The sequence below is a fragment of the Alkalitalea saponilacus genome (genome assembly GCF_900168165.1).
Taxonomy (GTDB): Bacteria; Bacteroidota; Bacteroidia; order Bacteroidales; family Marinilabiliaceae; genus Natronoflexus; species Natronoflexus saponilacus.
Genome location: NZ_FUYV01000002.1, coordinates 26,148 through 39,322, shown reverse-complemented (window position 1 = coordinate 39,322; position 13,175 = coordinate 26,148). Strand labels below are relative to the sequence as shown.

The window sequence follows — 13,175 nt, the reverse complement described above, 5'->3', positions numbered from 1 at the left end:
TGTTATGGGAAAATATAAAAGTCATATTTTAGTATGTGCAGGCACAGGATGTCGCGCTTCAGACTGCGAAGGCATTGTGTCTAACCTTGAATCTGCTCTGGAAGAGAACAACCTCAATGAAGATGTACAGGTTGTACGAACCGGATGTTTTGGTTTTTGCGAAAAGGGGCCGGTTGTAAAAATGGTGCCTGATAACACTTTTTACGTTGAAGTGACTCCTGATGACGCTGGCGAACTTGTATTGGAACATCTGGTAAAAGGACGAAAAGTTGAGAGGCTTCTTTACATTGATCCTGATACCAAAGAGCGTATTTCCGACTCCAAACACATGGGGTTTTATAAGAAGCAATACCGCATTGCCTTGCGCAACTGCGGATTCATCGATCCTGAAAATATTGATGAGTATATTGCCCGCGATGGTTATGCAGCCATGGGAAAAATTCTGGAAAGCATGACACCCGAAGAAGCAACTGCAATAATAAAGGAGTCCGGTCTGAGAGGTCGGGGTGGAGGTGGATTTCCCACCGGGCTTAAATGGGAGTTTACCAGAAAAGCTCAGGCTGACAAAAAATATGTGGTATGTAATGCCGATGAGGGGGATCCCGGTGCGTTTATGGACAGGTCGATTCTTGAAGGTGACCCACACTCGGTTCTTGAAGCTATGGCTATATGCGGATTTTGCATCGGAGCCGATACCGGTTTGATATACATTAGGGCAGAGTATCCGTTGGCCATCAACAGACTAAAAACTGCCATCAATCAAGCCCGGGAATATGGTCTTATAGGTAAGGATATTTTAGGAACCGGATTCAATTTTGATGTAGAAATACGTCTGGGTGCGGGCGCTTTCGTTTGTGGAGAGGAAACAGCACTGATTCACTCCATGGAGGGTCTCAGAGGTGAGCCCACCGTTAAGCCACCTTTTCCTGCGGAAAAAGGTTACAACGGAAAACCAACTAACGTCAACAATGTTGAGACTTTTGCCAATGTGCCTCCCATTATTCTTAAAGGAAGTAAATGGTTTTCAGAAATTGGCACAGAGAAAAGCAAAGGAACCAAAGTGTTTGCCCTGGCCGGAAAGGTCAACAATGTTGGACTCATTGAAGTACCAATGGGGATTTCCCTGCGCGAAGTCATATTTGATATTGGTGGAGGAATAAAGGGTGGAAAGAAGTTTAAAGCCGTTCAAACCGGTGGCCCTTCGGGTGGTTGTCTTACCGAAAAGCATCTGGATATACCCATCGACTACGAAAACCTTCTGCAATGTGGTTCCATGATGGGGTCGGGAGGGATGATTGTTATGGACGAGGACGATTGTATGGTTTCTATGGCCAAGTTCTATCTTGATTTTACTGTGGAAGAGAGCTGTGGGAAATGTGCTCCGTGTCGTATCGGGAACAAAAGATTGTATGAGATGCTCGATAAAATTTCATTGGGCAAATCAACTGAGGAAGACTTGGGGATGCTGCGTAACCTTGCCAATGTAATTAAAGACACCTCCTTGTGTGGATTGGGACAAACATCACCAAACCCGGTGTTATCAACCATGGATAATTTTCAAGAAGAGTATCTGGCTCATGTTGTTGATGGCAAGTGTCCGGCCGGACAATGTAAAGCGCTGATGCATTATATCATTGACTCTCACCTATGTGTGGGATGTACGTTGTGTAACAGGGTGTGTCCGGTGGATGCCATATCAGGAGAAAAAAAGACTCCGCATGTCATTGATAGCAGTATCTGTATAAAATGTGGAGCCTGTCTGGAAAAATGCAAGTTTGGAGCCATTAGTGTACAGTAATTCCAAATTGTTGGTAACCAAAAAATCTTAAAAGAATGGATATTGTAAAATTAACCATAGATGATAAACCGGTAGTGGTTGAGAGGGGAACAACTCTTTTGGAAGCTGCCAAATCAATAGGGATTAATATTCCCACACTTTGTTATATGAAGCTGGAAGATCTCAACTTCGAGAACAAACCCGGCGGATGCCGTGTTTGCGTTGTCGAAGTGGAAGGGCGCAGAAATCTGGCTCCAGCCTGTAAAACTGAATGCAGTGAAGGCATGGTGGTTCACTCTCACACGGTAAGGGTAATAAATGCCCGTCGCACGGTTATGGAGTTGATTCTCTCTGATCATCCGGCAGAGTGTCTTACCTGTGCGAAATCCGGGAATTGCGATTTGCAATCCATGGCTCAGAAACTGGGTATTCGGGAATTGCATTATAAAGGTGAGCAATCTCGCTATAAAGGCGATAAATCACCGGCTATTATCCGCGAAATGGATAAATGCATCATGTGTCGAAGGTGCGAAACAGCTTGTAATGATGTTCAGACTGTTGGGGTTTTGTCTGCCATCAACAGGGGATTTGAATCGGTTGTAGCACCGGCATTTGAAATGGATCTGGATAAATCATCCTGTACTTACTGTGGCCAATGTGTCGCTGTTTGTCCTACTGCTGCGCTTACCGAAAGGGATTCTACATGGAAAGTGGTGGAGGCCATTGTGAATCCTCAAAAAACCGTGATAGTTCAAACGGCACCTGCCGTTCGTGCCGCATTGGGTGAGGCTTTTGGAATGGAGCCGGGAACCCTGGTGACCGGGAAAATGGTTGCAGCTCTCAAAAAGCTCGGGTTTGATTATGTGTTTGATACCGATTTTGCTGCTGACCTCACCATCATGGAAGAGGGAGCAGAAATTCTCGATCGCTTATCACGCCATCTAAATGGCGATAAAGAGGTTAAACTGCCTATTTTAACGAGTTGCTGTCCGGGATGGGTTAAGTTTTTTGAACATCATTTCCCTGAAATGATTGATATTCCTTCCACTGCCAAATCACCGCAGCAGATGTTCGGAGCCATTGCAAAATCTTACTTTGCACAGCAATTAAAGAAGAAGCGCGAAGATTTAGTTGTCGTTTCTGTTATGCCATGTCTGGCAAAAAAGTATGAATGTACTCGAGAAGAGTTTCAGGTCAATGGAGATCCCGATGTTAATTTGTCTATTTCTACCCGTGAGTTGGCTAATCTCATTCGAAATGCCAATCTCGATTTTGGCAAACTGACCGATGAGGATTTTGACCATCCGCTTGGTGAATCCACAGGCGCATCTGTGATTTTTGGAACTACTGGCGGTGTTATTGAAGCAGCAATTAGAAGTGCCTATGAAATGTTTACCGAAAAGAAACTCGAAAAGGTAGATTTTTTGGAGTTACGAGGAATGGAAGGCATCCGAAAGGCCACTGTCGATTTTGACGGCCTACCTATAAACATCGGAATTGCCCATGGATTAGGAAACGCCAGAAAACTCCTTGAAGATATAAAAGCCGGAAAATCGGAATTTCATGCCATCGAGATTATGGCGTGTCCGGGTGGCTGTATCGGTGGAGGAGGCCAGCCTTACCATCACGGTGACGTAGAAATTCTAAAGAAAAGACAAAAAGCCATATATGCAGAAGATGCCGGTAAGCCCATCAGAAAATCACATGAAAATCCTTATATCCAAAAATTGTATAAGGAGTTTTTGGGCAAACCTCTCAGCGATAAGTCCCATGAACTTTTGCATACGCATTATTTCGATAGAAAAAGTAAGATTGAAGTTAATCATTAATAATTCCGAAACTCTATCGATCCAATTTTTAACAGATATTAAACAACAAAGATATGGCAAGTGTCAAATTACCTGAGAGCAAGATTCAGGAGCTAAAAGAGGTCTGTCAGAAATATGACAATAAAGGTAGTGAACTGATCAATGTTTTGCATGGAGCGCAGGAGTTGTTCGGTTATCTGCCGGCTGAAGTGCAGGAAATTATTGCAGATGAATTGAATGTTTCTGTGGCTCATGTTTACGGCGTGGTAACCTTCTACTCTTTCTTTAGTATGTTGCCCAAGGGGCGGAACCCTATTTCCATTTGTATGGGGACGGCATGCTACGTGAGAGGTGCCGAAAAGGTACTGGATGAGTTTAAGCGCATATTAAATGTAAAAGTGGGCGAAACTACAGGAGATGGGAAATTCTCACTTAGTTGCCTGAGATGTGTTGGCGCATGCGGACTTGCTCCGGTAGTCACCATTGGTGAGCGAGTTTACGGAAGGGTCTCGGCCGATGATGTAAAGAAGATTTTATCAGAATACGCCTGAATTGGCTGTCTAAAAAGTCTGTTAATAATATTCAATACTTACAATTTGTCAAACAACCTTGCTTTCACCCCTCCAAACCTCCCCCAAGAGGGAGGCTTAAAGTCCCCCTTGGGGGATTTAGGGGTGAATTATTAACGTGTAATTTACGATTAGAAAGATAAGGAAAATTTAAATTTACTTTTTGGACAGCCCCAAAGGAAAATTTCCACAAAGTCCACATAGATTTTTTGGGTTGTGTTTAAACAATGATTCATTGTTATCCTCTTAAAATTCTTAGTGGTCTTTGAGGTTTTATTAAATGGTATGTGAATGTTATTTTTATCCAGTTATTGGTTTTCGAAAAGCGCCATCACCTGGAATGCAACCTTCCGGTTGTATTCTGTTGCCAGGGATTTATGGTTGATTAGGTCAACAATCGTTCCAATAAAACAGAATCCCATGGTGAAAAAATACAACACACCCATCCCAATCTGGTTTATTAAGAATCTTTGAATACCGGCAAATCCTAAAAACCCAATCAGAGTTGTGAGTAAAATGATTTGCGGATCGCGTCGTCTCGAACGATAAATGTACAGGATATTTCTGAACTCTTCGTCAGGTTTGTCTTTTAGAAGAGAGTTTAGAAACTGAGCTTCTTCCAGTTCTGCTTCAGGTAAATAGTTGAAAATTCTTTGCATGGTGTCTGATTTAGTAGCGATTATTCAATAAGGTATATATTCTGTGTGCTAATATTATAATGGTAGGAATTCCTAACGGATGGCTATGAATTGATTTTATAATCTCTCCCCTGAACAACCATGATATAGAGCGTCCCAAACCGCAGCCTGGACAAAACCCCATATCCAAATTATGCAAGAGGCACAATGAAAAGTGTGTACTGCTTGCCGGATTGTTTAAAGCCAATAACAAAATCGCCAGCAACCACGTAGCGGCTTCAAAATATTTGGCTTTGTGGCTCAATATGGCTTTAATGGAAATCATTTATTCATTGTTTATAACATGTATAAATTTAACTCTTTTTGATTAGAAATAAGCATTTTATTTTTATCATTGTATAAAAATACCTGATAATAAAGTCATCAAAATTGCATGATATCATTCAGATTATACCCGTCTCTTATTGCCATTTTATTGATGGCAATCTTTTCAAAAGCTAATGGTCAGGCATTAACAATGCGTGACAGTACACGCCTTGAGCGTGCTGAGATAAAAGTTGAGCGTGCACAGGCTTCCCATCAAAGGCATGAGAACAGAATTTTAGAAGGAGATTCTCTGATTCAGGTTGGTTTTGAGATAAATGATGCGGCAGTGGCGAAAATTGACAGTCTTTCACTGGAGATGCAAAAGCGAATGGATGAGTATCATGCCAAAGAGAGACAACTGCGACGGCAAATGCGTAATGCAAGTGATGCGGAGAGTAGAACTATTCGAAATACATTGCGTGATCTGGAAAGAGATCACAGAGCTACAGTTAGAGAAGATGATGCGAAAATCAGAAACTGGCTCCGGGATGCCACTCAAGGGGCTCGTCTTGTAGAAAGAGGAGAGAAGATGAAAAAGGATGCCAACAAGGCCATGAGATCGACCCAACGCAATTTGAATCGTGCGAAAAAGGAGCATTCAGACTTACTTAATGAACTTAATCTTGACGCTGCGTTCACTGTCCGTTAATTATCTCAATTTAACTATCACCTTCCCACCCTTCTACCCTTCCACCTTCCTACCTTTCCCACCTTGTCACTCTTCTACCTTGTTCCCTTCCCACCTTCCTACATGACTATTGTTATGGTTTTTCAAGGCATACTTTCTTAACTTTAAGAAAAAGGTGTATTATGATCAGAACATTTCTTAACTCTGAATCGTTGATGCAGTCTCATGGATACGATTCCAAAGAGCACTTAGGCGCAGTAAAGTGCCCATTGTATCAAACCTCCACTTTCGCGTTTAAATCAGCAGAAGAAGGTAAGTCTTTCTTTGAGTTGGCCTATGGGTTAAGAGAACCTAAGCCCGGAGAGGAGCAGAAAATGATATATAGTCGTTTGAATCATCCCAATCTTGATCTTATAGAAAAACGACTTGCCGCATTGGAAAAATGTGATGATGCTGCATTTTTTGCCAGCGGAATGGCAGCTATCTCAGCAGTTATGTTCGCCTGGCTAAGCCCTGGTGATTTATTGCTATATGGTGCTCCGGTTTATGGCGGAACAGATCATCTCATCAACCATGTTCTGCCACTTTACGGGATCAATATAGTGCGGTTCACGGCAAACGACTCTTTAGATGCAATTATTAAACGCGTTGAAGAGCATTACCCCGGAAAAACGCCTTCTGTAATTTTTATTGAGGTGCCGGGTAATCCTGTAAATTCTCTAATCGACATAGAAATGTGCAGTTTAATGGCTGAAAAATATGACAAATTGGGGAAAAGACCGGTTCTGGTGGTTGATAACACTTTTTTGGGGCCTGTTTATCAAAAACCATTGGAAAAAGGTGCTGATATTTCTCTATATTCTGCAACTAAGTTTATAGGAGGACACAGCGACTTAATCGCCGGAGCTTGCGCGGGAAGTTTTGAAAAAATTGCTGAACTGAAACATCTGCGCACTTTTTTTGGGTCAACCCTGGATTCGCACACCTGCTGGCTGGTGTCCAGAAGTCTCGAAACTCTTCACATCAGGGTTAAGCAACAGGTGGAAAATGCTATCAAGGTTTCTCGTTTTCTGAAAAATGAGCCGAAGATTCAGAGAGTCTATTATCCTGGGCTTTTAGAAGATGATCATCCCCAGCGAGAAATTTATAATCGTCAGTGTTTGTCTCCCGGATCAATGATTGCCTTTGAGATTAAAGGTGGGGAGGAAGAAGCATTCAGGTTTTTGAATAACTTACAGCTATTTAAAATAGCCGTAAGTCTGGGTTCCACTGAAAGTCTTGCTGAGCATCCGGCCACCATGACACATGTTGATGTGGCTCACGATGATCGGGTTTTATATGGTATTACCGATCAGCTAATCCGTCTCAGTATTGGATTGGAAAACTCTGATGATCTTATAAACGATATCAGACAGGCTCTGGAACGAGCGATTCCGGATTAAAAACTGCATGATTATTTTATATGACCAACAGATTGTCCGTATAATGGTCTTTTCATTTCATCAAGTTCCAGAAATGCGTGGACTTCATCGGCATCAATCCATGCTCTTATAACACTGCCTAATCCTTTTGATGCGGCTACCAGATATACATTTTGTGCCATAAAACCTGAGTTGGCATGTGATGGAATCAGGCTCTCTGGGGTGATCTCATCCGGTGAATCCAGACCTGCTTTTTTCATGTCAGCAACAAAAATAAGGTTTACTGCTGCATCAGCAACAAAATCCTGTAAACCTGCAACGCTTCTGTGATCTCCTTTTTTAATGAGTTCCAGTTTATGCTCCTCGGCATTGTATAAATAAACTCCTTTCTTGAGAAATACATACAAAAGCATCTCCTGTTTGTTCATCGATGATGGGGCAGTTCTTTTATCTTCACGATTAAATCCCCAGGCAGCCCAGCAGATGTCGGATAAATCCTGAAGAGTCAAATCTTTATCTGCAAAATCCCGTGTTGTCTGCCGATCATTTAATGCCTGCATTAATGGTATTCCACCTGTTTTGTCAGGGGATGGAAGTTGTATGTCCTGAGCACAAGCAGCATTCAAAACGGAAATAAATAAAAGTGGTAAGATAATTCGTTGCATATTAAAAGGTTTTAGTTGATTAATAGATATTCAAAAATAGCAAAATGCAAAATAAGATATGAACAACAGAGAAGAAATTTAATCTCCTTTTTACTGTTTGATGTCAGATGTCTTGTTATTATTGGAGTTTCCGGATTGGCGTAGTTGTTATAGATTAGTTAATGAGGGAGTTATGCGTTCGTCAGGTTTATTTTGACGTTCGTCATTAAAAATTAACTATTTATCACATATCTGTAACCGATTGATTGTTATCTGTTCAGCTATATATATCTTAGTTGCATTCAAAACCTAAACAGCCATTAGACATGAAAAATGTAATATTCAAACTCCGGAAAGAAATCCTTCTTGTTTTAGTAGCTCTGTTTTTGTTGCCGGTTACAATGATGGCCGGGACTTCTAGTTCTGAAAACAATCCGACGGACAGACGTATTCAAAATATTAAGCAACAGCATGAAAGATATCAGTCAAGACTTGAAATGGCAGATTCTTTAATTACCACAGGCGATACCATCAGAGAGAGAACTTCTATTGAAATCAGGCTAGCTACTGACAGAATGCACGAAAGAGCAAGAGCATATACCCAGGAAAGACGTGAATTGGAGAAATTGATGAGAAATGCCTCTCGTGAAGAGTTAACCGAATTGCGTCTTCAGTTAAGAGATTTTGATCAGGCCTACCGTCAAGAGCTAAATGCTTATGATGAGTTTATGCGTGAGGTTATTCGGGAATCCGAAATAGGAACTCGTGATTTTGAGCGAGGACGTGAAATAAAACGAGAAGCAGAAAGAGGGTTACGTGAAGCCACCAGGTTGTTGGCAGAATTGCAGCAAGAGATCAGGGGCGGTGAAAGTACAGAGGTTGATGTCGCGACTAATTAATCACTGAAAGGTTTTAAAGATGTCTTTCATTTTCTTGTGAGACCCAATTAAATTATGATAGAACGAGCTATCTGCTTTTGCAGATAGCTTTTTTTTGTGTCTTTCCGCAATTGGGTTCAAACCTGATTTGTTCTCATTTTATTACCTTTGTACCATTGGATGCTGTCATCTGTTTTTTTAATGAGTTTTATTTATGGAGGAGAAGAATAAAGAAGAAAATATACATGAGGAGGTGTCCATTCCAGTTGAAGAGGCTGCACGTTGGGTTATGCGTAATGTATTCCCTTTCTCGCTGGTTGCTTTGGTGCCTTTCTTCATTGTTTTTGGTTTTAGCGTATTTAGCGGAGTTTCATTGTTAAGTGTCATGCTCTTTCTTCTGTTGGTATTGTTTGGTTTGGTATTTCATGAACTCCTGCATGCTTTAGTCTTCGTGGTTTTTTCTAGAGACGGAATTCGTAAAGTTTCTTTTGGTATTGAACCGAAAACTCGCTCACCTTGGTGTCATTTTAAGGGAGAGATGTCAGTTCTATTGTATCGCGTTGGGGCATTAACTCCATTTTTTGTTATGGGTTTGTTCCCGTTGATTTATGCTTGGTTTATTCAGTCTCCCGGATGGCTGTTTTATGGTTATATTTTCAGCGTTGGAGGTGGTGGCGACTGGGTCTCTTTTTTTCTTACACGAAATTTAAAATGGAATGATAAGATTAAGGATCATCCCTCAAAATTGGGTTTTTATATCGTGAAATCTACAGAAAATTAATTTATTACATTCTTTTGTTGTCTAAAAAAACTTCATTATTTTTAGTTGAGACCCGATTTAATTTGTTTTAGAGCATAATTTTTCCGCTTTGTGAGGTTTTTTTTAGTTTTTTTTCAACAGTTTAATAAATTTGTTGAGAATGTTAATTATTAAGGGCTTTCATTGATTATTTAGAATGGATTTATATAAGATTTGATGGTGCATGCTGTTCATTTTCTTGTACAGCTTCTAGGAATAGTTTATTTTTACATGTTTGGTTGAAGAAAATCAAGGAAATATATTTATGAGAAATGCTTTACCGGTATCGGTTAAACTGCACATACACTAAAAGAGGGTTTACAGGCGATAACATCGTCTGTAAACCCTTTTTTTACATCAATTTTCAAGAAAATAAATAATTAAATACTTGCAACAGCATCAAAAAAGAAGTGTTATGCAAACAAAAATTCAGGAGTTAACTGAAAAGATTTATAATGAGGGCGTTGAAAAGGCTCGGCAAGAAGCAGAAGCCATCATTAATGAGGCAAAAGAAAAAGCTGCTTCTCTCGAAGAGGATGCCCGCAAAAGCGCTGAATCCATTGTGAAGGAGGCTGAGGAGAAAGCTGAGACACTAAAAAAGCATGTGGATTCTGAACTTAAAATGTCCATTAATCAGGCTGTGGCTGCATTAAAGCAAGATCTGGCCTCCTTGGTAACCATGAAAGCTGTTCAACCTGGAGTAAAAGAACTGTTCAATAATATGGACTTTCTTCAAGAGGTGGTTGTACAGATGGTTAAGGGCTGGGCTGAAAAGGAAAGTGTGGATATCAAGGTGGTCTTGTCTGAAAAGAATCAAAGGGAGTTGGAGAAACATTTTAAAAACCAGTTGGCCGATGAATTAAACAAGGGATTGGAACTTGCATTTTCCGATGGTGTAAAATCCGGATTTAAGGTTGGTCCTGCTGACGGTAGCTATCAGATCAGTTTTAGTGATCAGGATTTTATCAACTTCTTTAAAACCTATTTGCGTCCCAAAACCAGTGAACTTCTTTTTGAGGAGAAGAAATGATGCAAAAAAACTATTATGCTTTAGTGGCCGGACTTCCAGATATAGCACTTGATGATAAAAAAGTGCTTATATCGTCGTCCGATATGCGTGAATTGCTCAGAGATGAAGTGAATCAAAAGGACTTTGCTCTGGTGGAATTGATGTTTATGCCATACGATCATATAAACCTTCTTAATCTTTTGTTCAAAAAAGAGAAGGGTTGGGATGACCGCGGTAACATCTCAATAGATGTTATGGAGAAATTGCAGGATAGAAAAAGCATTGAAACAGCTGATTCAGATCTTGTGCCTGCCTACATGATCGAATTTCTTGAAAAATTTCATGGGGAGGAACTGGTGGAAAATTATCATCAGGCTGAGCAAATGCTCACAGAAGGTTATTATAATTTCCTTTTGGATAGCTCAAATGAGTTTGTCCGTGAGGTATCAATGTACCAAAAAAACATTGGAAATTTAATGATGGCTCTCAACGCCCGTAAGTATAATATGAAGGTTGATGAGCATCTGGTTGGAGATGATGAAGTTACTTCTGCATTAAAGAAGAGCAGAACCCGGGATTTCGGGCTCTACAATCAAATTACAGATATAGAGCAACTGATTCAGATTTTCGAGTCTGAAGACATGGTCGACAGGGAGCTGAAATTAGATTACCATAAATGGCATTTTTTAGATGAATCTACATTCTTCAACTATTTTACCATCGAGAAAGTGCTGGCCTTTTTGCTTAAGTTATTCATTGTGGAGCGATGGATGAGTCTTGACAGTGAAAAAGGGAAAGAGATGTTTAATCAATTGCTGAAAGATCTTGAATCAGACTTTCAGATTCCGGAAGAATTTACATTAGCATATGGAAAGAAAAAATAAAACCACAGGAAAAGTTGCCGGTATTGTGGCCAACCTGGTGACCGTAAAAGTCGATGGCCCGGTGGCGCAGAATGAAATCTGTTTCATTTACCACAATGATGAGCGGCTCATGGCAGAGGTTATTAAAGTGATCGGCGTAAATGCTTATGTTCAGGTGTTTGAAAGTACCCGTGGCGTTAGAGTAGGTTCTAATGTTGAGTTTGAGGGGCACATGCTTGAAGTGACTCTCGGCCCGGGAATCTTATCCCGCAATTACGACGGTTTGCAGAATGACCTGGATAAAATGGATGGCGTTTTTCTCACAAGAGGGGAATACACCGACCCGCTGAACCGGGAAGTAAAGTGGAAGTTTAAACCTCTGGCCAAAGCAGGAGAGACTGTCTCGGCTGGCAGCTGGCTTGGTGAAGTGGTGGAAAACAGCATCCCGCACAGAATCATGGTTCCATTTAAAATGGAGAAACGATACGAGGTGAAATCGGTGGTGGATGAAGGTGAATACACCGTTGACGAAACCATTGCAGTAGTTCTGGATGAGGATGGAAAGGAGATTCCTCTGACCATGGTTCAGAAGTGGCCGGTTAAAATGCCTGTTAAGGTTTATAAACATAAACCCCGTCCATTTAAATTGCTGGAGACAGGAGTGCGTTGTATTGATACATTGAATCCTATAACTGAAGGAGGTACGGGTTTTATTCCCGGTCCCTTCGGTACCGGTAAAACCGTATTGCAACATGCCATCTCAAAGCAAGCCGAGGCGGATATTGTAATTATTGCAGCTTGTGGTGAACGTGCCAACGAAGTGGTGGAAATCTTTACCGAGTTCCCTGAACTTGACGACCCGCGTACTGGACGAAAACTGATTGAGCGCACAACCATTATTGCAAATACTTCAAACATGCCGGTAGCTGCAAGGGAGGCATCTGTTTATACAGCAATGACTCTGGCAGAGTATTATCGTACCATGGGATTGAAAGTGTTGTTGATGGCCGACTCAACGTCGCGTTGGGCTCAGGCATTGCGCGAAATGTCGAACCGATTGGAAGAGCTGCCGGGACCGGATGCTTTCCCAATGGATCTTTCGGCAGTGATATCTAATTTCTATGCCCGGGCAGGATTTGTTTATCTGCCAAATGGTGAAACAGGCTCCATTACCTTTATTGGAACCGTGTCGCCCGCCGGAGGTAACCTTAAAGAACCTGTTACCGAAAGTACCCGTAAGGCAGCTCGTTGTTTCTACGGACTTTCTCAGGCACGAGCAGATAGTAAACGATATCCGGCCATCGACCCCATCGATAGTTATTCGAAATATCTTGAGTATCCTGAAGTGCAGGAGAATCTAGTTGATGTGGTTGGAGAAGGTTGGTTGAGTGATGTAATTAAAGCAAAGGATATTTTGTTACGTGGTAAAGAAGCCATGGAACAGATCAATATTCTGGGTGATGACAGTGTACCGATGTCCTTCCACGACAGATTCTGGAAGTCTGAGTTGATAGATTTTGTTATTCTTCAGCAGGATGCATTTGACTCAATTGATGCGTCAACCCCCTTAAAGCGCCAGAAATATATGTTGGCAAAAGTGCTGGAGGTGGCCGATTCTGAATTTGAATTTGCTCATTTTGAGGAAGTCTCCGGTTTCTTTAAGGAGGTTATTAACTTCTTTAAGCAGATGAACTATTCTGAATATGAATCAGACGAGTTTAAGAAACACGAGAAAAGCCTGGAAGAACTTCTGAAGGAGCGGAGAAACTAATTTG

13 protein-coding genes are annotated in these 13,175 nt (G+C 41.2%); 10 read left to right on the top strand and 3 right to left on the bottom strand.

What is annotated here, in order from left to right:
• Nucleotides 1-4: 4 nt before the first annotated feature.
• The 3 genes from B5X70_RS02315 to B5X70_RS02305 are packed head-to-tail and all read left to right on the top strand — an operon-like array spanning nucleotide 5 to nucleotide 4,136.
• Entirely contained in the window at nucleotides 5-1,798 is a 1,794-nt protein-coding gene (locus B5X70_RS02315; RefSeq protein ID WP_079556265.1) for an NADH-quinone oxidoreductase subunit NuoF, read from the top strand.
• Nucleotides 1,799-1,833: 35 nt separating this feature from the next.
• The gene (locus B5X70_RS02310; protein WP_079556264.1) at nucleotides 1,834-3,606 is read left to right on the top strand and encodes an NADH-dependent [FeFe] hydrogenase, group A6; all 1,773 of its coding nucleotides are present in this window, start codon (nucleotides 1,834-1,836) and stop codon (nucleotides 3,604-3,606) included.
• Between the two features lie 53 nt (nucleotides 3,607-3,659).
• Complete coding sequence (locus tag B5X70_RS02305; protein ID WP_079556263.1) at nucleotides 3,660-4,136, top strand: NADH-quinone oxidoreductase subunit NuoE family protein; 477 nt, start codon at nucleotides 3,660-3,662, stop codon at nucleotides 4,134-4,136.
• Nucleotides 4,137-4,462: 326 nt separating this feature from the next.
• On the opposite strand, the gene B5X70_RS02300 is transcribed toward B5X70_RS02305, so the two are convergent.
• Both B5X70_RS02300 and B5X70_RS02295 read right to left on the bottom strand, forming a co-directional pair.
• Nucleotides 4,463-4,813 carry a TM2 domain-containing protein gene (locus B5X70_RS02300; RefSeq protein ID WP_079556262.1) on the bottom strand — a complete coding sequence of 117 codons (351 nt, stop codon included), beginning with the start codon at nucleotides 4,811-4,813 and terminating at the stop codon, nucleotides 4,463-4,465.
• A 10-nt stretch (nucleotides 4,814-4,823) separates the two neighbouring features.
• Nucleotides 4,824-5,117 carry a DUF2752 domain-containing protein gene (locus B5X70_RS02295; protein ID WP_079556261.1) on the bottom strand — a complete coding sequence of 98 codons (294 nt, stop codon included), beginning with the start codon at nucleotides 5,115-5,117 and terminating at the stop codon, nucleotides 4,824-4,826.
• Between the two features lie 108 nt (nucleotides 5,118-5,225).
• Here B5X70_RS02295 and B5X70_RS02290 point away from each other — a divergent pair, with 108 nt between their 5' ends.
• Nucleotides 5,226-5,807: a hypothetical protein gene (locus B5X70_RS02290; protein ID WP_079556260.1), complete on the top strand. Its 582-nt coding sequence runs from the start codon at nucleotides 5,226-5,228 to the stop codon at nucleotides 5,805-5,807.
• A 161-nt stretch (nucleotides 5,808-5,968) separates the two neighbouring features.
• Nucleotides 5,969-7,228 (top strand): PLP-dependent transferase, encoded by a 1,260-nt coding sequence (locus tag B5X70_RS02285; RefSeq protein ID WP_079556259.1) that lies wholly within the window; start codon nucleotides 5,969-5,971, stop codon nucleotides 7,226-7,228.
• Between the two features lie 11 nt (nucleotides 7,229-7,239).
• Here the strand turns inward: B5X70_RS02285 and B5X70_RS02280 are convergent, their stop codons facing one another.
• On the bottom strand, nucleotides 7,240-7,872 hold the full coding sequence (locus B5X70_RS02280) for a SagB/ThcOx family dehydrogenase (RefSeq protein ID WP_079556258.1): 633 nt from the start codon (nucleotides 7,870-7,872) through the stop codon (nucleotides 7,240-7,242).
• Nucleotides 7,873-8,177: 305 nt separating this feature from the next.
• Here B5X70_RS02280 and B5X70_RS02275 point away from each other — a divergent pair, with 305 nt between their 5' ends.
• The 5 genes from B5X70_RS02275 (at nucleotide 8,178) to B5X70_RS02255 (ending at nucleotide 13,171) form a co-directional block, all read left to right on the top strand.
• Nucleotides 8,178-8,750 (top strand): hypothetical protein, encoded by a 573-nt coding sequence (locus B5X70_RS02275; protein ID WP_079556257.1) that lies wholly within the window; start codon nucleotides 8,178-8,180, stop codon nucleotides 8,748-8,750.
• A 193-nt stretch (nucleotides 8,751-8,943) separates the two neighbouring features.
• Nucleotides 8,944-9,510 (top strand): DUF3267 domain-containing protein, encoded by a 567-nt coding sequence (locus B5X70_RS02270; RefSeq protein ID WP_079556256.1) that lies wholly within the window; start codon nucleotides 8,944-8,946, stop codon nucleotides 9,508-9,510.
• Between the two features lie 433 nt (nucleotides 9,511-9,943).
• Nucleotides 9,944-10,558 carry a V-type ATP synthase subunit E gene (locus tag B5X70_RS02265; RefSeq protein ID WP_079556255.1) on the top strand — a complete coding sequence of 205 codons (615 nt, stop codon included), beginning with the start codon at nucleotides 9,944-9,946 and terminating at the stop codon, nucleotides 10,556-10,558.
• Nucleotides 10,555-11,421: a DUF2764 family protein gene (locus B5X70_RS02260; protein WP_232468297.1), complete on the top strand. Its 867-nt coding sequence runs from the start codon at nucleotides 10,555-10,557 to the stop codon at nucleotides 11,419-11,421. The genes B5X70_RS02265 and B5X70_RS02260 overlap by 4 nt, the downstream gene beginning before the upstream one ends.
• Nucleotides 11,405-13,171, top strand: a complete 1,767-nt coding sequence (locus B5X70_RS02255; protein WP_079556254.1) for a V-type ATP synthase subunit A — start codon at nucleotides 11,405-11,407, stop codon at nucleotides 13,169-13,171. Before B5X70_RS02260 ends, B5X70_RS02255 begins: the two co-directional genes overlap by 17 nt.
• Nucleotides 13,172-13,175 lie beyond the last annotated feature (4 nt).